This is a genomic window from Paraflavitalea sp. CAU 1676 (assembly GCF_029223285.1).
In the GTDB taxonomy this organism is placed as follows: Bacteria; Bacteroidota; Bacteroidia; order Chitinophagales; family Chitinophagaceae; genus Paraflavitalea.
In genome coordinates this window covers 292766-313123 of record NZ_JARHUJ010000001.1, presented here as the reverse complement: position 1 = coordinate 313123, position 20358 = coordinate 292766, and the positions used below count along the sequence as shown (strand labels likewise).

The following is a 20358-nucleotide window of genomic DNA, read 5'->3' as shown; positions in this document are numbered from 1 at the left end:
AGTTGCAAAACTGGTCCGATCGCTCAATGAGGCATCTTTTAAAACAATCGCCCTTGCTCTCCGGGGCGCCTGAACTGCGAGCAGTCCAGTTCAAGACGCTCATGATTGAGTCCATATTTGTGGGTGTACTTACGATATTGCATGCCCACCAACTCCGCAATGTTCCCTTCTCCTCGCATACGTAACCCAAACCGGCTATCGTTCACCTGGCCATTGTGGCTCGCCTCGATCATATGCCATACTTTATCGGCTCGGTCGGGAAAATTTTTATATAACCAATCATGAAAGAGCAACTTAACGGCTCCATTGAGCCGCACGAAGGTGTATGCAGAAAAGCTGGCCCCGTTCTCGCTGGCCATTTTAATGATATTATGCATATCATGCTCATTCAAGCCTGGTATCATGGGCCCCAGCATCACGCCCATACGAACCCCTACTTCGCTCAGCTCCCTGATCACCCTGAATCGCTGGACGGCCGTAGTGGTTCTCGGCTCCATCACCCGGCGAAGGTCTTCATCGAGCGAAGTGATCGACATCAAACCACAGACGAGGTTCTTTTTCGCAAGCTCCTGGAGAATATCCTTATCCCTCAAAATGCCGGCATTTTTGGTTATGATGCCAACAGGCTGGTTAAACTCAAGACAAACTTTCAGACATTGACGGGTAAGTTCATATTTCTTTTCGGCAGGCTGATAGCAATCCGTGTTTCCACTTAGGCTCAAGGGCACACACTGCCATTTGGGGTTCATCAGGAACTTGCGCAGCAACTCCGGTGCATTTTTCTTTACGATGATCTTTCGCTCAAAATCGAGACCAGCACTATACCCATAGTATTCAAAAGAATTCCTGGCATAACAGTAGATACACCCGTGCTCACAACCCTGGTAAGGATTCATGCTGTAATACATTCCCACATCGGGGCTATCAACCTTATTCACAAAGCTCTTGGCATGTTCCTCCAGATATTGGGTGGCCACGTTGGGGTCGCTCCAGTCGTCTATGGCTTCAACATGCTCACGAACACGTTCGTTTTTGAGGAACCTGTTCTTCGTATTGATCTGCGCCCCTCTTCCCCTGAAGTATGAATTATTTTGTTCTTGTTCTGGTGTTTCCATGTTCTATCTCTATTACAAATAACTGTAAACACACCCTCCCGTCCCGGCTGGCACCTGTAGAAACAGGCAACCAGCGGGGAACAGGAACAGTATAGGTGTGCAATGCTGCTGATCAATTTCAGACAAACAACTCCCCTTGTTTGGTACTTACAGGCAGGTTCATAAAATCAAAACGCTGCGCGATCTGATAGGTCTTATCGCCTGCCCTTCGTTTCAGCAATAACATACAATCCGCAATAAAACGGCCAGTAAAATGACGATGGGAGTACTCCAGCCAACCCTTCTCATACTGCCAGGGCAGCAACTTACGGGCTATCGTGAGGTGCGGATCATCGAGAAAATGCGGTTTGTGTTCATTGTCGAGTTTCATAAGACGCTGCGAATCCCTGATCTCCCGCACTAGCTTCTGGATCGGCAACTTGGTAGTAACATTGATATATAAAGTATGACTCGGATAAGTTCCATAATCCTTTAACTCCACTTTGAATGGGTAGTAGCCCATTCCCACCACTTTCAGGCGGTTAACAATACGCTCCTCCATGATCTCCAGCTGGGTAAAGGTTGCCAGAGGTATGTGCACCTTGGCGCCCAACGCCGAAGGCGCCTGATATGCCTCGTAAAAATCTTTACGGATCTGCAACACCCGCTTCCGCAACTCTTCATGCGGAAGCAATACCAGCATGTATTCGTTTACACGAAGCTGACTGGTGTAGTCTTCATAAAAAGCCCTGGGGGTACCATGGATCTTTTTTACCGGTGAGATCTGCATATTTCTTGTCATAAGATGTCTTTTTAAAGGTTTATTATCAGGCCACTTCCGACCAGGGTTGAGAACCGGGAGCGAAAGGAAATTTGTTGACCATTTTGGAGGTATCAAACTGGTGCGCCCTCCGCAACAAACGCAACTCATGCACCATGAATGATTCATGAAAGGTCTTCTGCGAGTAATTGAACATCGCCTTCGTATAAACAGGCTCAGGCAAACGCTTTGCTATACTTAAATGCGGCTTGCCGATCAACCTTACCGGCGGGCACGACGATGAACGCACCAGATCATCCACCGCCTTCAGCTTCTGGCTAAGATGTAAAAAAGGTATCGGGTCCTGCACCCTTAGATAAATGGTGTGAGGAGGAAAACCACTGTAATTATTGAGCGTTACCCGGAAAGGCTGCAGCTGATCACAGATCCGCTGGATCCAACGGATGAGCGTATCCTCCATCGCCTCCCGCGCTAAAAAACTCGCCACCACAATATGGGAGCCGGTTTTAATGGCCGACTGATCGCAGTATTCTTCGCAGAATTCCTGCTTCTGCGCCAACACTTTATCCTGAACCACCGGGTCAGGATCCGCTACCAGCAGATACTCGTACAACCCGTATTCCGCCCAGCTTTGCGTGCTATTATTTTTTACCGGCTCCATAAAGAAAATTTTACCTGATCATTATTTTAGCATAAATTTACTAAATAATTTAGTAGATCAAAATTAATTTTTATGGAGGATGAAATTTATTACAACCCGGCCTACAAAGGATCCAAAAGATTCAACCAATGGGACGTGAAAACCGCCGACGCCACGGGCTTCGGAGCAGCAGCCGACGACTATATGGAACGGGGCATCGACCTCAACGAACAGCTCATCCAGAATAAACCCGCCACCTATTTCATGCGGGTGAGAGGCAACGCTATGACAGGCGCCGGTATCCATGATGGCGACATTGTAATTGTTGACCGCAGCCTGAAACCCGTGAGCGGTAAAGTGATCATCGCTGTATTGAACGGAGAAATGCTGATACGCCGTATGGAGAAAACATTTAACAAACTCCGTCTTATTCCGGAAACACCAAAACTAGCCACCATTGAAATTGATGGTTCGTGCGATTCGTTCGAGATATGGGGAGTCGTTACCTGGGTGATACATGCACCATAAAAGAATGATTCCTGCCCCTCCACCAACCACGCTTACCAACGCAACCATATACAAAATACTGTCCATGCCATTAAACCTATCCTAAGGACAGGGGCCAACCGACGAAACCTGGAGAACAACAGCGTAGTGTAAAAGAAAAGCAACTTTATCTATTACCCGGAAAAACTGTTTTGACCTCCACCGTTGGTTGGCCCATTTTATTAACCGGGCCACCATCATCGATTTGCAACCGGTATTACCTGTAAAAAATACTTCAGCTCATGAAAGCCATAGTCGATTGTAATAGCTTCTACTGTTCCTGCGAACGTCTCTTCAGGCCCGACCTCAGGAACAAACCCGTCGTAGTACTTAGCAACAATGATGGCTGCATCGTATCGCGCAGTGATGAGGCCAAACAACTCGGCGTACAAATGGCGGGTCCCTACTTCCTCGCCCGACCCATCATACAACAACACAATATAGCCGTCTTCTCTTCCAACTATAATCTTTATGGTGATCTCAGCTGGCGCGTCATGGAAACGCTACGCACCCTGTCGCCAACAGTTGAAGTTTATTCCGTCGATGAAGCCTTTCTCGACTTCAGTCATATTCCCGAAAACGAATTGGAAGAAGCTGCGCTCCGCGTTCGCGAAAGAGTAGAACAATGGACGGGCATCTCAGTCTCGGTGGGCGTAGCACCCACCAAGACCCTCGCCAAACTGGCCAACTACCACGCCAAGAAAAACAAGGCCCTGAGCAACTGTATTAAAGTACTTGCCAAAGATCGGCACATAGCCGAAGCTCTCCAGGCAACACGGGTCAGCAACGTATGGGGCGTAGGCCGTGCATTTGCCAACAAACTCATCAACCAGGGCATTACGAGTGCGTGGGAACTCAGCAACATGCCCGAAGAATGGGCACACCGCCATATGGGCGGCGTTACCGGCGTCCGATTGCTCCGCGAACTCAAAGGCAGTCCCTCCATAGACCTCGACGATCCGCTCACTACCAAAAAAATGATTGCGACCACCCGCATGTTTGGCGAACCCGTCGGTGATATCGCCTCTATCAGAGAAGCCGTGGCAACCTACACCACCCGGGCAGCCGAAAAGCTGCGGCGCCAACACAGCGCTGCAGGTATCGTAAGTGTCTTTATCGTCAGCAAGGAACAGGATCACCTCACCGACTTTCACCATGGCCCAACGCACAGCACCCATATCACCTTGCCTGTTCCCATCTCCGTTACCCAAGAGCTTATCAAGCCCGCAGTTGCACTCGTGGACCGCTTATTCAAAAACGGTAAAGAATACAAAAAAGCTGGTGTCATGCTCAGCGGCCTCGTACCCGATCAATCTATACAGGGAAATCTATTTGCTGCTCCCGAAAAGAAAAACCACCGCGAGCTCATGGATATCGTCGATAACGTAAACTTCAGCATGCGCAACGATATGCTGAAGTTTGCAGCAGTAGGCACCACCCGCAACTGGAAAATGCGACAGGAACTGCACAGTGCGCGATTCACCACCCGCTGGGACGAGCTCATAGAAGTGAGCTAACTGTAGCACTAACATCTTGACGAAAAGTACCTCCTCATCGCGGCCCGCACCGATGCTACCGCAGGCTGCATATTCGCAATTTCCACCGCACCAAACCCGTTTCCGGCAGCCACTCAAGTATGTTTTCTGTATCTCTTGAAACCTGTGCATGAGCGATAATCGTCGTAAACATTTAATCAGCCGGGTGGCTTTCCACAATCCACAAAATGTGCCTTTTTCAGGCATCGGCCTCCCGGTGCTACTCAATTATTTTACGCACAAGTAGTGCTTTGTATGGGCAGAATCTTAAGGCTTAACGAGAAAATGCATTCGTCAACAGCCAACTAAAAAAGAGGAAAACGTCCCCAAAAATAAAATACAAACAGGGACCAAAGACGCAACAGAGCCGGACCAAGCCCGGGTAAACCCGAAAACATGGCGTGTTTGCTCGGTATTTGGTCAATGTTTGGTCCGTATGTAAAATGACCAAGGCTCAAGCTTCAAATGCGCAGAAAAATCAACTATATCCGGCAACGAATTTTTGCATGCTGCCGGGCAACAAAGGAATTGTAAAACGCCAGGAAATCTGGAATCTATCACCAGCAAGAGGTCACAAAAAATACATCGTGGGAATAGAAGTGCGAAAGTATACGCCGGTCGCAGCCCGGCATTCAGATTTATTCAATGGATTGGTGGCAAAGCTTGCCAATTACAAATGAAGCAACGATCTTCAAACGACGCTCAGTCAAAAAAACTGATCTGCGTACCGGCTGCTGGTTTATCGGCCTGCAGGAAATGAGGCTTTTGTAATTGCAGATCGCAAAGCGGATTCAACTTGTCGATGATATAGGCGATCAATTCGGGACAATACATTTCCTCGGGCATGTGAACGAAAAAGTACAGCTCTTCCAATCCCTGGTTGATCCATTGAGTTATCCGCTCCACCCAGGCATCGGCTCGTACATAATCGGTTGGATGCAGCAGGTTGGCCACAAACCGTACAAAGGTGCGCGGCATCGTTAATTGCATATGAGCGCAGTCGCGCCGGCCGGCCGTATCTGTGATCACAGCGCCCACTTTCAATGAACGCAACATATCAAAGAGTTCTTTGCGCATAACCGGGTCCGAAAACCATCGTCCATTGCGCACTTCGAGAAAGAAACTCAGGTCGGTGGGCAAAGAAGCAAGGTATTTGAACAAAGCATCACGCCGCGAAGGGCCATAGGTTTCACCCACCTGCAGGAAAATGGGCCCCAAATGTTCTTCCAACGCCAACACCCCTTCCAGGAATGCAGAAGTTTGGTCAAATACGTTATTGAAGTTGCTGTAATGACTGATCAGCTGCGGTACTTTGGGACAAAACTTAAAATCTTTCCCTGCTGCCCTTGCCCCCCACTTCGCGATCTCGGCCGGCGTATATATCTTATAGTGCGTGGCATTGAGCTCCACACAGTTAAAATGCTTCACGTACTGCTCCATGAAACCGGTTTCTTTCGTTCCCTTAGGATATAACCTGCCCACCCACGACTTATCGCCCCAACGCGGCACCCCCAGCCTCACCGTAGGAAGGGCCTTCCGCACACCTGACAATACCAGCCGATTGTCGACCGATTCGGCAGGTAATGAAAAATCTATCTGGTGTAGCTGTTCTTCAGGAACTTTTCCAAAATCCATGGTGCCATTTTCAGGGGTCAAATCTATGCATAAAGTTTTAAGGAACAAGCTCTTAGCATCCGCAGACAGGCAACTTTACAATAATCAAACAATCAATAGGTTAGGTTTTTTTTCGCATCTTTAAAATATATCGGGTCGCCGTCCGTCTACCTTCTTATACAATGGACAAGACCCTGACGATAACACCGGGCATGGCTGGAGATTCGAAACGAAATATCACCCAGGTCATTAATGACTACAGCAAAAGGCTGATGGGCTTTATTCGTAAGCGGGTAACCAATGAAGCAGATGCCGAAGATGTATTGCAGGATGTTTTCTATCAATTCGTTGGGAACACACAGCCCATCGAGCAAATGAGCGCCTGGCTGTTTACGGTAGCCCGTAACAAGATAACCGACCGCCAGCGCAAACACAAACCCGAAGCACTTGAAGATGTATTCAGCAACGAGGATGGCGAAGATGCCGTCAACTGGAGTGAGCTGCTCTTCGATGCCAGCAACAATCCGGAAAAAGAGTACCTGCGTACCTTGTTTTGGGAAGAACTGAATGCCGCACTGGAAGAGTTGCCCGCCGAACAACGGGACATATTCATCAAACACGAACTCGAAGGAATATCATTTAAAGACCTGTCCGAGCAAACAGGCGAATCAGTCAATACCCTGATCAGCCGCAAACGTTATGCAGTATTGCACCTGCGCGAACGGCTGGCCGTATTAAAAGACGAACTATTAAATTATTAACCCAATAAAAGAGCGTTATGAGACACAGTAGAAGACCCGGAAGAACCAAGGGAGGAAAAGCATTCATGATCCTCTTGTGCGTAGTAGCATTTGTATCCTTATTCAGCTATATCGTCATGGCATTGTGGAATGCCATATTACCCGAGGTATTGCATGTGCAGGCCATCACCTTCTGGCAGGCCATGGGCATCCTGGTACTTAGCAAAATACTCTTTGGAGGTTTTGGAGGATGGGGCGGCCGCAAACATGAATGGAAACAAAAGATGCAGGAAAAGTGGCAGCATATGTCGCCCGAAGAAAGAGAGAAATTCCGTGATGCAATGAAGAACCGCTTCGGCAATCGCTGGTGCAAGCCTCCATTCGACAGAAATGACGCAAGGCGGGGTAATTTCTGGCAGGGAGATGAGAACAAGGAGACCAAACAACCGGACGAAACCTCTGGCCAGCAGTCTGAACCCAAAGCCTGATCACCGAACTATCAGATATAACCGCACAATATGGACATCCTTATCTTTAAAACCAATCTCCGTTACAGGAAGAACATCCACCACATCGGCTCCCATATCGAAAAACTAAAGGGGGTTATCCGCTGGAATGTAGACATGCACGATAAAGACAGGATACTTCGCATCGAAGCCAAAGATCTCAACCCCCGCCTGGTCGAAAACACCCTCAGCCATGCGGGTTACTCCTGCGAAGAATTGCAATAAAAACAAGGGCTCAAAACTCCTGGCGTCGCTTCATTTTCAAATACGCCATCAACAAAGCTCTGAAAGCCGCTGCACCTTCCACTACCTGATCTGCGGAAACGAAATTCCTGTCACTTTACGGAACATATCAACGGCATACAGATCGGTCATGCCGGCAATGAAATCCACCACCGACTGCGTATCCTGGTACAGGTTACCAGGCTGGCCGCTTACCTTGAATTGTTTGGAAATAAGCTGCAACAACTTGAATGACTTGGCCGATTTGGGTGTGATCACTGCGTTAAAAAATTCCCTGAGCAGATCGCCAATCACGTTGTAACCCGCAATCTCGATCTCTACCACCGAGCGGTGATTATAGATATGCGCCACCGAAAAGTCATCGATCTCTTTCACCAGTTTCAATTCACGTTCTGGCAGATAGTCGATCAAGGATTTGCCTACCCTGCCATTCAGCAGATCATCTTCCTTCTCCATAAACACCGAGCTCACCCGGTTAATTAGGTGGTTGATCAGCTTTGCCCGCAGGAACTGCACCTTCTGGTTGTCATCGTTGATCTTATTGAAAGTGGCCTCGATCCTGTCGCGTGTATCATATCCTTTTTCCTCATCAAAGAATGCCAGAAAAAGGTTTTTGATCATATCTATGGAAATAATGCTCAACCGGTGCGCATCCTCGAAGTCGATTACCCGGTAACAGATATCATCTGCCGCCTCTACCAGGTACACGAAAGGGTGCCGCGCATAAATATGCTTTCCCGGCTCCAGCTGGGGTATTCCCAGCTCTTCCGCGATCCGCCTATAGGTATCAACCTCCGAATCAAAATAGCCCGACTTCTTTGTCACCAGCTGTTGCTTATTGAACCCACTCAAAGAATCCGACGGATACTTGATGATCGAAGCCAACGTAGCATAGGTAAGCCGGAAGCCGCCCGTACTATCCTCGCCAAAGCTGTGGGTAAGCGTACGGAAAGCATTGGCATTGCCCTCAAAATACAGGAAGTCGCGTTGCTGATTTAGGGTCAGTTCACTTTCGAAGCGGTCTTTGGCTTCGCCCTTCAGCTCCCGGAAGAAAGTACGGATGGCATCTTCCCCCGAATGCCCGAAAGGCGGATTGCCGATATCATGCGCCAGGCAGCCTGCCGCAATCACAGAGGGCAACTCATATTTGTAGAACTCCCGGAAATCCTCCGTGGCATCGGGGTATTTCGCAGCGATGGCATCGCCCACAGCCTTTCCCAAAGAACGGCCTACAGAAGCTACCTCCAGACTATGGGTAAGCCGGTTGTGCACAAACACTGCGCCGGGCAGTGGGAACACCTGCGTTTTGTTTTGTAACCTTCTGAAAGCGGAAGAAAAGATGATACGGTCATAATCGCGCAGAAAAGAAGTGCGCAATGCATCTGTGTAGGTGGCCGACTTATTTTCCTTACCTGTACGGCGGGTACTGTAGAGTTGCTGCCAGTTCATGCTCAAAGATAATGGACCCATTCGGCTTTTGACCGGCCCACAGGCAGGACAGCACCCATTGTGGAAACAACGTTAAATCTTATTGGGACTTCCTCATCAACTGGTAAAGGATCTTCTCATCGGGCTCGGCCAGCGTTCTACTCAGCGTATCCTGCAGGTATTTACGCTTAAATGCACGTATGGCTGCTGTAGTATCGGCCAGGTCGTACCCTACCAAACGAAGCGCCAGGAGATGATCAAAAGAAGGAGGGATTACAACATTGGTAGTATCATCGTACCAATTACCGAACCCGCGCTGGGCAAGCCGCTGCCAGGGAAAAGTAACGTTGGGATCCACCTTACGCTTGGGCGCAATATCGCTGTGCCCGATAAAGTTGCCCGTTGGAATGGCATATTTTCTTTTCAGCGTATCGAGCAATCGCAGCAAACTAACCATCTGCGGCTCGGCAAAAGACTCAAAACCGTTATTGTCCAGCTCGATGCCGATAGAAGACGAATTGATATCGGTATTGTTGCCCCACTTGCTGATACCCGCCTGCCAGGCGCGCAGGTAATCGTTCAGCATATGATGGATAGTACCATCCTTGCAAATAACATAGTGAGCGCTCACTTTCGTGCGTTCCAGCGTAAAGGTCTTCAGCGTTTGCTCGCAGGAGTTTTGAGCAGTGTGGTGTATGATGACGAAATTCGGCTTGCGCAGATCGAAGTTTACCGTGCCCACCGCATACTTCGGGGAAAGCGTTGAATCCAGTGTCATCGGAACCGGCAGTGGCTGCAGGCCGCCTGCCAGGTTACGTGATTGCTTCTTGTAGCTCTTGTTCGTTTGAGCATACGGATTCGGGGAACAGCTGTTAACCCCGGCAGCCAACGACAGGCAAATAGCAACAACAGGTAACAATCGGGCAAATAGACGCATCTGCATCATCATTTTTATGGCCTTCTACGTTGGGGCGGACCAAATCTTCTATGGGATTTTTTCCTCGCGTTATGCTGGGCCGTATAAGCTGGAACAGGTCCCAGTTCTTCCGGCACGTTACCCTTCCGCACCGGTTTACCCAGCAGGGCCTCGATAGCGGCAAACTTTCTTTGCTCCTTTTCGCTGATCAGGGTGATGGCCACGCCATCCGACTCGGCACGGGCAGTACGGCCAATGCGGTGAATATAATCTTCGCCGTCGTGCGGCACATCGTAGTTGATCACCAGGTCGATGTTGTCGATGTCGATACCCCTCGACATGATATCTGTGGCTACCAGCAGGGGGATGCGCCCGCTCTTGAAACGGAGCAATACATCTTCCCGCTCAGCCTGTTCCAGGTCGGAGTGCATTTCGGCAATATTGAACCTGGCACGCTGCAGGTCACGGTTCAACTGTTTTACGTTCTGCTTTTTGGAACAGAAAATAATAGCCAGTTTATAAGGAACGGAGCGAAGTATCTTTTGAATGAGTGGCAGTTTCTGCGGCTCGTACACTACATAAGCCTCCTGTACAATCTTCTCCGGGGGCTTCGAAATGGCAATGTTCACCTCCTCGGGATTGTGCAGGATCTTCCTGGCCAGCGAACGGATCTTTTCAGCCATGGTAGCCGAAAACAATAGGTTCTGCCTTTTGGTAGGTAAATGCGAAATGATCTTCATGATGTCATCATGAAAGCCCATGTCCAGCATACGGTCGGCTTCATCCAGCACCAGGTATTGCAAACCCGCCAGCTTCACATAACCCATGTTTAGATGGGCGATCAGCCTTCCCGGAGTGCACACCACAAAGTCAACCCCCTTTGAAAGGGCATTCTTTTCGGTAGCAAAGTTCATCCCGTCATTACCGCCATAAACTGCTATAGAGCTGATAGAGGTGAAATAGGATAACCCCTCCAGGTTTTGGGCAATCTGGATCGCAAGCTCCCGGGTGGGAACCAGTATTATACAGTTTACCTGGCCGTCATTGCTGTTTTGAAGTAGGCGGTGGATGATGGGAAGCAGGAAAGCGGCAGTTTTACCAGTTCCTGTTTGGGCGCAGGCGATGATATCGCGGCCCGCTAATATCTTGGGGATCACTTGCTCTTGAATGGGTGTAGCTACTTCATAACCAGTAGATTCTATGCTTTCCATTAAGGCAGGATCCAGTCCAAATTCTGTAAAATTCATTAATCCGATTGTCTAATAAATACGATATTTTCCTGAAATCAGTTCCGGTAAAGATAACATAAAAAATCCCCCTTTGTGAAAAAGGGGGATTTATACGCCGATTCATTAAACTTTGAGGTCGCCGGCCACGCCCGCAGGCGCTTTGGCCGCTCCACTCACCGTGCCGTTGTGCCGGCTGTAAAATCCGGAAAACCGGCACCTTCTATGGATCCAATCAATTTCCGGGGCCTTGCGGACTCCCGGTAATCAAATTTATTGTTGACCGCCGCCGAGACCGCCGCCGCCACTGTTGGCACGCTTGTTCTCGTCTTCCAAACCGGTTTTGCGCTGGCGGGCAGCTTTCACCTGGGCACTACCGAAGCGGTAGCTGAAGTTCAGCTTGAACTGGCGGCTTTCCCAGTTACCATTAGCCCTGGTGTACTGGTTGGCATAATCACTGGTACCCTTCCATTTCATGGTCTTGAACATATCGGTCACCACCACTTTGATGGTAGCCTTGTCTTTCAACACATTCTTGGATATGCCACCATCGAGGCCACCCATACCGATGCTCTTGAATGTACCCTGCCATACGGAAGGAGCTGTGTAGAAGCCACTCAACTCACCTGTCCAGCCCTTGCCGAAACGGAAGGTCTGCTGAGCATAGATATTGAAGGAGAATACATCCAGATCGATCTTCCTGTCGGGACCATTGTCCGCTTTGAACTTGGAATAGAAAGTGTTCAGGTTCGCAAACACGCTGTACCATTTGTATTGGAACGGATAGCTGATGTTCAGGCTGATCACATCCTGCGTGGCCAGGTTCTTGTTGGTAATATAGCTTTTTGACTTTTCAGTAACATCCACGATCTGCGAGAACATATCCTTCACATGGCTATAGTTCAACGTAGTGGTCAAAGTGTATTTGAACACGTGCGTAACCGCAAAGCTGTTGGTATACTGAGGAGTAAGCTGCGTGTTACCCTTTTGGTAAGTATACTCATCAAGCCTGAACTCGAAGGGGTTCAGGTTCTGGTAAGCCGGGCGGTCGATACGACGGCTGTACGAAACCGTCCACTGACTCATCGGGTTTTTATTGAAGGTCAATGCAGCACTGGGGAACAGGTCGGTATAGTTACGCTCGAAAGTAGAGTCGTAGGTAACATACTGACCGGTATTCTCATCTTTCTTGAAGCCGTTCGAATGGCCTTTGGCATTGGTATTCTCACCACGTACACCTACCTGGAACATGAACCCTTTGTAAGCCCTGTTATAGTTGAGGTAAAGGGCGTTGATGTTCTCTTTGTAGTCGAAATCATTGCTGCGGTCCTTATCCAGTTCCTTTACATTGTTGAGCACATTGAACGTAGAGAAGTCATTGGTTGTTTCCACATAAGAAACCTTACCGCCTACACCCAGCTTACCTTTCTTGAAGGGTTGCTCGTAATCTGTTTTGAAGGTATAGATGTTGATGTCGGTAGGCGCCAACATATTATAGACGCGTTGCGTAATGATGGTGGTACCATCAGGCTGATAATAAGTATTCGGCTGCAGTTGATCGCTCGTATTGTGGAAAACACCATAGTCGCCATCCATCGACAGCTCACGGCCAGCCGTGTCGGCATAACGATAGTTTATGTTGAAGTTGGTATTGTTCCTTTTACCATCGCTGGTATTGTTTGCCACCAGGATACGATCCACCTTACCGGTTGGGATATAGCTGATCGGTGTGCGGCTGTAGTTATTAAAGCCGTTGTCGTTGTAGTTACCATTCACCATGATGCCCAGCGTACTACGCTTGTTTAGCGACATATCGGCACCTACTTTGAATGCATGCGTCTCATTGGCCATGTCCATCTTCGTAGCACCATCGAACAGAGTATCCAACACCTTACGGTACAGCCACATGTTCATCCTGTTGTCGCTCTTGGTGTAATTGTAGTTACCATACACGTTGATGAACTTGTTACGGTTGTTCAACGAGATACCACCATTGTACTTGGGGAATGTGCCGATGGCATAACCCGCATTAACAGTACCGTTGGTACCATAAGACTTGTTCTTCTTCAACCTGATGTTGATGATACCGGCATTACCCGCAGCATCATACTTGGCAGAAGGGTTGGTAATGATCTCGATCGCTTCGATCGACGAAGATTGCAGGGTCTTCAGGTAGTCGCTGAGGTCCTTGCCCGACAATGGTGTGGGGCGACCATCAACATACACCTGCACCCCGGTTTTACCGCTCAGGCTCAGGTTGTCATCCTTGTCAACCAGTACACCGGGTGACTTGCGCAACAGTTCCAGCGCATCCGTACCTACGGCATTCACGCTTCCTTCTACGTTCAGTATCGTTTTATCGGCCTTCACCTCGATTACCGGTTTGCGGTAAGCAACGGTAACCTCTTTCAGGTTGCCTGATAATTTGGTCAGCGTAAAATCGGGACCTTTTGTGTCGCCGCTGCCGCTGTACTCAAAGGAGGGGGAGTTTTTAATATCGTGACCTACGTAAGATACGTTCACGAAATACTGTCCAGCATTGATGCCGGTAAAACTGTACTGTCCAGAACTGTTGGTAACACCTAACTTAACGGTTGCAGAGTCTTTTAATTTTTTAAGTGCAACGGAAGCACCGGAGAGGTTCTTTCCTTGGTCATCTTTGACAATACCGCTTATGTTCTGTGCCTGGGTCATGGCAACACATAGGCTGAGCAGTAAAGTCAATAAGCTCAACTTTCTCATGGCTATTTTTATTTAGAAATTTGGTCGGCAAAACTATCCGCCTGTTACAGTTTCATGACAATCTATTGATTAACGGCAAATAATTCCGATGAGCGGCAAACGTGTTTCAACATTATTTTTATTATTAATCAATTACATATAACAAATAAGCGATCCGGAAACGATCGGTAACTCAAAAGTTTACGCGCAAGGCCCTGGATTCCTTGCCATCTACTGCTGTTTCACCCTTTAAAGTCGCTTTTCTAGCGCATATGCCTACTTCGCGCCCACGCAAGGGGGTCCCACACTGCCCCTCTCGCGCCCCCTGACATCGGGCTGCTATACATCTCAAACCTGGCCTCCACTTGGTGGTCGCCTTTCTGCAGGCATGGTATCGTTTTTGAACCCGATACTCAGAAAAATATCGATTCCTCACCTATAAAACATTGAGTTATGAAATCACTAAGCGGTAAAAGAGTAGCCATCCTCACGGAAAATGGCTTTGAAGAAGAAGAACTCACCAGTCCCAAAAATGCTTTGGAAGAAGCAGGCGCCAAAGTGGATATCGTATCCCCACAAAAAGAGAAAGTAAAAGCCTGGCAACACGATCATTGGGGTAGCACCTTACCGGTGGATGTTCAGGTAGAAAAGGCCAAAGCAGAAGATTACGACGCCCTTATGATTCCCGGTGGCGTCATCAATCCCGATCAAATGAGGACCAACAAACATTGTGTGGAATTTGCACAGCAATTCCTGGAAGCGGGGAAACCAGTTGCAGCCATTTGTCATGGCCCGCAGTTGCTGATTGAGACCGGCATGATCGATGGCCGCAATATGACTTCTTATCAGTCGATCCGCACGGACCTCATCAATGCCGGCGTTATCTGGGTCGATAAAGACGTTGTGACCGACAACGGCCTGGTCACCAGCCGCAGCCCCAAAGACCTGCCGGCTTTCAATAAAAAAATGATTGAAGAAATTACTGAGGGCCTGCATTCACCGTCGGCTTATACGCCTGGACCAGCCCATTAAAGCAGTCAGGAATACGAAAGGTCTTTCAAATGCAACAGAATTTGTTCTAATAAGGCGAAAAGCCATAGCCAGGAGGCTATGGCTTTATAAATATTCGCCGCTTCAAAATCAGGTGATATCTTCCTATTGGCCAACCTACTCAATGTATTGACGATGGCGGCCTGGCATTTGCCCGGATGCCCGTTCTACTCAATCCGGGAAAGCTCGTAATACGGTTTAATGCGTTCGTTGACGAAGGCTCCGGAAGAGCCGCCATACGCCACAGTCCTCCTGTAATCTTCCCAAACCTCCGGCTTAACGGGAAAATAATGGTAGACCTTACCACCGGTAAATTCCACTTCCAGCACTTCCGATACGGGCGAATAATTGAGTGCAACCGTCGTTTCAGAACCGGGCGTACGAACAACATTCCTGTTGGTTAATCTTTTGCGTCTGATGGTGACCATAGCGAAGGTTTAAGTGTTGCTAATGAGTTTTTGAAAATCAATAAAAATCTTATGCCCGGTTCAGGTCAATCCTTTCTTCCCCATTGGCGACCAATTTGCAGCACCCCCTAAAACGATCCGGTATGCCCGAAGGTCCTAGCATTGTCATTCTGAAAGAAGAAGTACAGCGGTTTAAAGGGAAAAAGATCCTGAAAGCGCAGGGTACCGGACCCATCAATATTGGCAGTCTGATTAACCGGAAAGTGGTGGATCTTAAAACCTGGGGTAAACACCTCCTCATTTGCCTGCCACAAACCACCCTGCAAATACACCTGCTATTGTTTGGCAAATACAGTATCGATGAACCCCGCAACGGTAAACCACGCCTGCTGCTGCAGTTTAGTAACGGAACCCTTTATTTTTACGCCTGTAGCGTCCGGGAGATCAGGGAAGACCTTGACCAGGTCTACGACTGGACCACCGACCTCATGAACCCTGCCTGGGACGCGGCTGCCGCCAGGAAGAAATTGAGAGCAGTACCCGGTGCATTGATTTGCGATGCGTTGCTCGATCAATCCATTTTCGCCGGTGCCGGCAATATCTTCAAGAACGAAGTATTGTATCGCACCAGGGTTCACCCGTTGAGCCTCGTGGGCGCCATCCCGGCGCGTAAGCGAGCAGAGATCGTTCAACAAATGCATCGGTATGCCTTTGAATTCCTGGCATGGAAAAAGGCCAACGTGCTCAAAAAGCACTGGCAGGCCCACACTAAAAAAGTTTGCCCCCGCTGTGATATCCCATTCCATAAGGCCTACCTGGGTAAAACCAAACGTCGCACCTTCTATTGCGAAAGTTGCCAGGTTCATTACCGGTAGGCTGGCATCATTTTTTTGCAGGCAACCCAAACTTTAGCCATGAATGGAAAAGACCTTTGTCAGGTATACCTGAATGAAATAAAAGCGGAGAACGAGGCCACCCGTAAATGCCTCGAGCGGATACCCGAATCCTTGTTTAAATACAAACCCCACGAAAAGTCGATGGAAATGGGCTATCTCACCCTTTTGGTGGCAGAGATCCCTAAATGGGTGAAAGACATGGTAGAAGGGTCGATTATAGACTTTGTAAACTATGAGCATATTCCACTCAGCGCCTCCGAGGAATTGCTTAAACATTATGACAAAGCCGTGGATGGCGCCATGAAAGCCCTTTCGGAAGTGACCGAGGAAAGCCTGAAAACGCCCTTCGAATTGAGGAACTCCGGACAGGTGTTGTGGAAGTCGCCCAAGTTAGAAGCTATTGGCTCTACCATCAACCATTGGGTACATCACCGCGGCCAGCTTACGGTATACATGCGGCTCAACGACATCGCCGTGCCCTCCATCTACGGCCCTTCGGCCGATGACAAGAAGTATTAAGATTTACATAGAATCTTTCATCCAACGCCCCTGCGACGCAGGGGCGCTTGTTTATGGGAGAAGATCAGAAGTTTACATATTACGGCGGTACTGGCCACCCACCTCATACAGGGCATGCGTGATCTGGCCAAGCGAGCAATACTTCACGGTTTCCATCAATTCGGTAAAAAGGTTGCCGTTGTTGATAGCCACGACCTTTAAACGCTGCAGCATGTCGGCACACTTGCTATCATTACGCTTCTTGAAACCTTCCAGGTTTTGGATCTGCTGTTCTTTCTCTTCCGTGGTGCTCCTGATCACCTCCTGCGGGATTACCGTCGGACTACCTTTCTTATTCAAAAAAGTATTCACCCCCACGATAGGCAGTTCGCCATTGTGTTTGAGACTTTCGTAGTATAGACTTTCTTCCTGGATCTTGTTTCGTTGGTACATCCTCTCCATGGCCCCCAGCACACCGCCACGATCCGTAATGCGATCAAATTCTGTCAGCACGGCTTCCTCCACCAGATCAGTCAACTCCTCGATCAGGAACGAGCCCTGGATGAAGTTTTCGGTTTTGGCGGTACCCAGTTCACGGTTGATGATCAGTTGGATCGCCATCGCCCTCCGCACACTTTCTTCAGTTGGCGTGGTGATCGCCTCATCATAAGCATTCGTATGAAGACTGTTGCAGTTATCGTAGATAGCATACAGGGCCTGTAGCGTAGTGCGGATATCATTGAAGTCGATCTCCTGCGCGTGCAGACTCCTGCCCGACGTTTGGATATGGTACTTCAGCTTTTGCGAACGGTCGTTCCCTTTATATTTATCCTTCATGGCCTTGGCCCAGATACGACGGGCCACACGACCTATCACACTGTACTCGGCATCCATGCCATTGCTGAAGAAGAAAGAGAGGTTGGGCGCAAAATCGTCAATCTGCATGCCCCGGCTTAGGTAATACTCTACATAAGTAAATCCATTGGCCAGCGTGAAAGCCAGCTGGGTGATAGGATTGGCGCCCGCTTCGGCAATATGGTAACCACTGATGCTTACACTATAAAAGTTACGCACCTTTTGGTCGATGAAATACTCCTGCACATCGCCCATCAGCTTCAAGGCAAACTCAGTGCTGAAGATGCAGGTATTCTGAGCCTGGTCTTCTTTCAGAATGTCGGCCTGCACCGTACCGCGTACCTGCGTCAACGCATCGGCCTTCAGTTTGGCATATACATCTGCCGGCAGCACTTCATCACCACTCATGCCCAGCAACTTCAATCCCAAACCGCTATTACCCTCCGGCAAACGCTCAGGTGCAGATGGATTATAATAAACCGGCTTCGGCATTTGCTTATACTTGTTCGCCGCCGTTTTATTGACGGCCTCCCACAAACCATTCGCCTCTATATATTTTTCACATTGCTGATCGATCGCCGCGTTCATAAAGAAGGCCAGCAGTATCGGTGCAGGCCCATTGATCGTCATACTCACCGAAGTCTTCGGATCGCAAAGATCAAAGCCACTGTATAGTTTCTTCGCATCATCTACCGTAGCGATACTCACTCCGCTGTTGCCCACCTTGCCATAAATATCGGGACGGTGCGCCGGATCTTCGCCATACAGGGTCACACTGTCGAATGCAGTCGACAAGCGCTTGGCTGGCTGATCTACAGAAACATAATGGAAACGTTTGTTGGTACGCTCCGGGCCGCCCTCACCGGCAAACATACGCGTGGGGTCCTCGCCCTGACGCTTCAATTCAAATACACCGGCCGTGTAGGGGAACTCACCCGGCAGGTTTTCCTGTAGCTGCCAGCGAAGAATATCACCCCAGTCCTTGAATTTGGGCAACACCACTTTGGGGATGCGGGTACCGCTCAGGGTCTTCGTCGTTAGCGGTTGCTTGATCACTTTATCCCGCACCTGGTATTCGAAGAAATCTGCCTTATACTTTTTAACGATTGCCGGCCACTGATCGATCAGTGCCTTGCAGGCGGGATTGAGCTTGCCCTCGAAATCCTGCTTCAGCAATTCCAGGTCTTTGACATAAGCGGCATTTGTGCCTGCTGCTTCCAGCACGCCCTGCACCTGGTAGAGCCGCGTAGCAATGGCGCATTGATCATTCGTCCAGGCGTCATAAGCCCGGCTCGCTTCTGCGATCTCTGATAAATAACGTACACGTTTTGGAGGGATGATCTGGCTCTTGGTGCTCGTGTCCTTTGTATGCGGGTGAACGACAAATTCACCAAACTCCGCGTTCGTCTTCTGCTTGATGGTTACCAATAGTTTCTCAAACAGTTCATTCACCCCAGGGTCATTGAACTGGGCAGCAATGGTACCGATCACCGGTATCTCTTCATTTTTGGCCATGAAGAGATTGTGGTTCCTTTTATATTGTTTGCGCACATCGTGCAGAGCATCGAGTGCACCGGCTTTATCAAACTTATTGATACAAATGACGTCTGCATAGTCGAGCATATTGATCTTCTCCAATTGAGAAGCCGCACCATACTCCGGCGTCATTACATACAGGCTTACATCGCAATAATCGAGAATGCTCACATCACTTTGCCCCACGCCGGCGCTTTCGAGGATAATAAGATCAAAACCAGCCGACTTACAAATGTTTACAGCATCCTCCACATATTTACTGAGCGCTACATCACTTTCGCGGGTGGCGAGCGAGCGCATATAGGCCCTTGGCGAATGAATGCTGTTCATACGGATACGGTCACCCAGTAGGGCGCCACCAGTCTTCTTCCGGGAAGGGTCAACTGACACCACCGCGATGGTTTTATCAGTAAAGGCATTGAGATAGCGGCGTACGATCTCATCCGTGACCGACGATTTGCCCGCACCACCCGTACCGGTGATACCCAGCACTGGAGCCTGTTTCACATTAACACCAGCTGTAACACCATTGGCCTTTACTTCGTCACCATTCCGGCTGTTCTCCGCATTCGAAATACTACGGGCAATACGGCGAATATCTTTCCATTCGCCCAGTTTGAGCTCCGTTTTGAAATTACCGGGATCGCCGTTCACCGGATAGTCGCACAGCCGCACCACTTCCTCGATCATGCCTTCCAACCCAAGCTTACGCCCATCGTCAGGACTATATATTTTGGTAATACCGTAATGATGTAATTCTTCGATCTCCTGCGGAAGGATGGTACCACCGCCGCCGCCAAATATTTTGATATGACCACAGCCATTCTCGTCGAGCAGGTCTTTCATGTATTTGAAAAACTCAACATGCCCACCCTGGTAACTGGTGATCGCGATGCCTTGCGCGTCTTCCTCGATCGCACATTCAACGATCTCGGCAACCGACCGGTTATGACCCAGGTGAATGATCTCGGCGCCTTTGGCCTGCATAATGCGCCGCATGATATTGATAGAAGCGTCGTGTCCGTCAAATAACGAAGCCGCTGTTACGATGCGTACAGTATTTTTTGTGGAGCTCATAAATGTAGTAGTTACAAAACGAATGACGAAGGTAATAGAAAAAGCTAAT

The 20358-nt window shown here is 48.9% G+C and carries 19 protein-coding genes; 9 read left to right on the top strand and 10 right to left on the bottom strand.

Features of this window, described 5'->3' with window-relative positions; all coding sequences use genetic code 11:
• Positions 1–38: 38 nt before the first annotated feature.
• The 3 genes from P2H89_RS01290 to P2H89_RS01280 form a co-directional block, all read right to left on the bottom strand.
• The gene (locus P2H89_RS01290; protein ID WP_275824666.1) at positions 39–1115 is read right to left on the bottom strand and encodes a PA0069 family radical SAM protein; all 1077 of its coding nucleotides are present in this window, start codon (positions 1113–1115) and stop codon (positions 39–41) included.
• A gap of 118 nt (positions 1116–1233) precedes the next feature.
• On the bottom strand, positions 1234–1896 hold the full coding sequence (locus P2H89_RS01285) for a 2'-5' RNA ligase family protein (RefSeq protein ID WP_275824665.1): 663 nt from the start codon (positions 1894–1896) through the stop codon (positions 1234–1236).
• Between the two features lie 25 nt (positions 1897–1921).
• A complete protein-coding gene (locus P2H89_RS01280) occupies positions 1922–2536 on the bottom strand; it encodes a 2'-5' RNA ligase family protein (protein WP_275824664.1) in 615 nt (204 codons plus the stop codon).
• A gap of 72 nt (positions 2537–2608) precedes the next feature.
• Here P2H89_RS01280 and umuD point away from each other — a divergent pair, with 72 nt between their 5' ends.
• The 3 genes from umuD to P2H89_RS01265 all read left to right on the top strand — a co-directional run bounded on the left by umuD (position 2609) and on the right by P2H89_RS01265 (position 5276).
• The gene (gene umuD, locus P2H89_RS01275; protein ID WP_275824663.1) at positions 2609–3043 is read left to right on the top strand and encodes a translesion error-prone DNA polymerase V autoproteolytic subunit; all 435 of its coding nucleotides are present in this window, start codon (positions 2609–2611) and stop codon (positions 3041–3043) included.
• Positions 3044–3303: 260 nt separating this feature from the next.
• On the top strand, positions 3304–4578 hold the full coding sequence (locus P2H89_RS01270) for a Y-family DNA polymerase (RefSeq protein ID WP_275824662.1): 1275 nt from the start codon (positions 3304–3306) through the stop codon (positions 4576–4578).
• Between the two features lie 461 nt (positions 4579–5039).
• Positions 5040–5276 carry a hypothetical protein gene (locus P2H89_RS01265; RefSeq protein ID WP_275824661.1) on the top strand — a complete coding sequence of 79 codons (237 nt, stop codon included), beginning with the start codon at positions 5040–5042 and terminating at the stop codon, positions 5274–5276.
• 22 nt (positions 5277–5298) lie between these two features.
• Here the strand turns inward: P2H89_RS01265 and P2H89_RS01260 are convergent, their stop codons facing one another.
• Complete coding sequence (locus P2H89_RS01260; protein ID WP_275824660.1) at positions 5299–6231, bottom strand: DUF72 domain-containing protein; 933 nt, start codon at positions 6229–6231, stop codon at positions 5299–5301.
• Positions 6232–6392: 161 nt separating this feature from the next.
• On the opposite strand from P2H89_RS01260, the gene P2H89_RS01255 reads away from it, so the two are divergent.
• Genes P2H89_RS01255 through P2H89_RS01245 form a run of 3 tightly spaced genes read left to right on the top strand, consistent with a single transcriptional unit; the run spans position 6393 to position 7681 of the window.
• Positions 6393–6971: a sigma-70 family RNA polymerase sigma factor gene (locus P2H89_RS01255; RefSeq protein ID WP_275824659.1), complete on the top strand. Its 579-nt coding sequence runs from the start codon at positions 6393–6395 to the stop codon at positions 6969–6971.
• A 17-nt stretch (positions 6972–6988) separates the two neighbouring features.
• A complete protein-coding gene (locus P2H89_RS01250; protein WP_275824658.1) occupies positions 6989–7438 on the top strand; it encodes a hypothetical protein in 450 nt (149 codons plus the stop codon).
• Positions 7439–7468: 30 nt separating this feature from the next.
• Positions 7469–7681: a hypothetical protein gene (locus P2H89_RS01245; RefSeq protein ID WP_275824656.1), complete on the top strand. Its 213-nt coding sequence runs from the start codon at positions 7469–7471 to the stop codon at positions 7679–7681.
• A gap of 81 nt (positions 7682–7762) precedes the next feature.
• Here P2H89_RS01245 and P2H89_RS01240 read toward each other — a convergent pair whose 3' ends face one another.
• From P2H89_RS01240 to P2H89_RS01225, 4 genes are all read right to left on the bottom strand, one after another.
• On the bottom strand, positions 7763–9169 hold the full coding sequence (locus P2H89_RS01240; protein WP_275824655.1) for a deoxyguanosinetriphosphate triphosphohydrolase: 1407 nt from the start codon (positions 9167–9169) through the stop codon (positions 7763–7765).
• 58 nt (positions 9170–9227) lie between these two features.
• Positions 9228–10064 carry an N-acetylmuramoyl-L-alanine amidase gene (locus P2H89_RS01235; protein ID WP_275824654.1) on the bottom strand — a complete coding sequence of 279 codons (837 nt, stop codon included), beginning with the start codon at positions 10062–10064 and terminating at the stop codon, positions 9228–9230.
• Between the two features lie 14 nt (positions 10065–10078).
• Entirely contained in the window at positions 10079–11290 is a 1212-nt protein-coding gene (locus P2H89_RS01230) for a DEAD/DEAH box helicase (protein WP_275824653.1), read from the bottom strand.
• 252 nt (positions 11291–11542) lie between these two features.
• Positions 11543–14011, bottom strand: coding sequence for a TonB-dependent receptor (locus P2H89_RS01225; protein ID WP_275824652.1), 2469 nt, complete (start codon positions 14009–14011; stop codon positions 11543–11545).
• 432 nt (positions 14012–14443) lie between these two features.
• Between P2H89_RS01225 and P2H89_RS01220 the strand changes: the two genes are divergently transcribed.
• Positions 14444–15022 (top strand): type 1 glutamine amidotransferase domain-containing protein, encoded by a 579-nt coding sequence (locus tag P2H89_RS01220; RefSeq protein ID WP_275824651.1) that lies wholly within the window; start codon positions 14444–14446, stop codon positions 15020–15022.
• Between the two features lie 185 nt (positions 15023–15207).
• On the opposite strand, the gene P2H89_RS01215 is transcribed toward P2H89_RS01220, so the two are convergent.
• Positions 15208–15468, bottom strand: coding sequence for a KTSC domain-containing protein (locus P2H89_RS01215; protein WP_275824650.1), 261 nt, complete (start codon positions 15466–15468; stop codon positions 15208–15210).
• Between the two features lie 122 nt (positions 15469–15590).
• On the opposite strand from P2H89_RS01215, the gene P2H89_RS01210 reads away from it, so the two are divergent.
• Both P2H89_RS01210 and P2H89_RS01205 read left to right on the top strand, forming a co-directional pair.
• A complete protein-coding gene (locus P2H89_RS01210) occupies positions 15591–16322 on the top strand; it encodes a DNA-formamidopyrimidine glycosylase family protein (protein WP_275824649.1) in 732 nt (243 codons plus the stop codon).
• 39 nt (positions 16323–16361) lie between these two features.
• Complete coding sequence (locus P2H89_RS01205; RefSeq protein ID WP_275824647.1) at positions 16362–16862, top strand: DinB family protein; 501 nt, start codon at positions 16362–16364, stop codon at positions 16860–16862.
• 72 nt (positions 16863–16934) lie between these two features.
• Here the strand turns inward: P2H89_RS01205 and P2H89_RS01200 are convergent, their stop codons facing one another.
• Entirely contained in the window at positions 16935–20309 is a 3375-nt protein-coding gene (locus tag P2H89_RS01200) for a methylmalonyl-CoA mutase family protein (protein ID WP_275824646.1), read from the bottom strand.
• Positions 20310–20358: the final 49 nt, after the last annotated feature.

What these genes read in the sequence shown, in the direction of transcription:
- P2H89_RS01290 (WP_275824666.1), bottom strand. Translation starts at nt 1,115, where the DNA reads ATGGAAACACCAGAACAAGAACAAAATAATTCATACTTCAGGGGAAGA.
- P2H89_RS01285 (WP_275824665.1), bottom strand. Translation starts at nt 1,896, where the DNA reads ATGACAAGAAATATGCAGATCTCACCGGTAAAAAAGATCCATGGTACC.
- P2H89_RS01280 (WP_275824664.1), bottom strand. Translation starts at nt 2,536, where the DNA reads ATGGAGCCGGTAAAAAATAATAGCACGCAAAGCTGGGCGGAATACGGG.
- umuD (WP_275824663.1), top strand. Translation starts at nt 2,609, where the DNA reads ATGGAGGATGAAATTTATTACAACCCGGCCTACAAAGGATCCAAAAGA.
- P2H89_RS01270 (WP_275824662.1), top strand. Translation starts at nt 3,304, where the DNA reads ATGAAAGCCATAGTCGATTGTAATAGCTTCTACTGTTCCTGCGAACGT.
- P2H89_RS01265 (WP_275824661.1), top strand. Translation starts at nt 5,040, where the DNA reads ATGACCAAGGCTCAAGCTTCAAATGCGCAGAAAAATCAACTATATCCG.
- P2H89_RS01260 (WP_275824660.1), bottom strand. Translation starts at nt 6,231, where the DNA reads ATGGATTTTGGAAAAGTTCCTGAAGAACAGCTACACCAGATAGATTTT.
- P2H89_RS01255 (WP_275824659.1), top strand. Translation starts at nt 6,393, where the DNA reads ATGGACAAGACCCTGACGATAACACCGGGCATGGCTGGAGATTCGAAA.
- P2H89_RS01250 (WP_275824658.1), top strand. Translation starts at nt 6,989, where the DNA reads ATGAGACACAGTAGAAGACCCGGAAGAACCAAGGGAGGAAAAGCATTC.
- P2H89_RS01245 (WP_275824656.1), top strand. Translation starts at nt 7,469, where the DNA reads ATGGACATCCTTATCTTTAAAACCAATCTCCGTTACAGGAAGAACATC.
- P2H89_RS01240 (WP_275824655.1), bottom strand. Translation starts at nt 9,169, where the DNA reads ATGGGTCCATTATCTTTGAGCATGAACTGGCAGCAACTCTACAGTACC.
- P2H89_RS01235 (WP_275824654.1), bottom strand. Translation starts at nt 10,064, where the DNA reads ATGCGTCTATTTGCCCGATTGTTACCTGTTGTTGCTATTTGCCTGTCG.
- P2H89_RS01230 (WP_275824653.1), bottom strand. Translation starts at nt 11,290, where the DNA reads ATGAATTTTACAGAATTTGGACTGGATCCTGCCTTAATGGAAAGCATA.
- P2H89_RS01225 (WP_275824652.1), bottom strand. Translation starts at nt 14,011, where the DNA reads ATGAGAAAGTTGAGCTTATTGACTTTACTGCTCAGCCTATGTGTTGCC.
- P2H89_RS01220 (WP_275824651.1), top strand. Translation starts at nt 14,444, where the DNA reads ATGAAATCACTAAGCGGTAAAAGAGTAGCCATCCTCACGGAAAATGGC.
- P2H89_RS01215 (WP_275824650.1), bottom strand. Translation starts at nt 15,468, where the DNA reads ATGGTCACCATCAGACGCAAAAGATTAACCAACAGGAATGTTGTTCGT.
- P2H89_RS01210 (WP_275824649.1), top strand. Translation starts at nt 15,591, where the DNA reads ATGCCCGAAGGTCCTAGCATTGTCATTCTGAAAGAAGAAGTACAGCGG.
- P2H89_RS01205 (WP_275824647.1), top strand. Translation starts at nt 16,362, where the DNA reads ATGAATGGAAAAGACCTTTGTCAGGTATACCTGAATGAAATAAAAGCG.
- P2H89_RS01200 (WP_275824646.1), bottom strand. Translation starts at nt 20,309, where the DNA reads ATGAGCTCCACAAAAAATACTGTACGCATCGTAACAGCGGCTTCGTTA.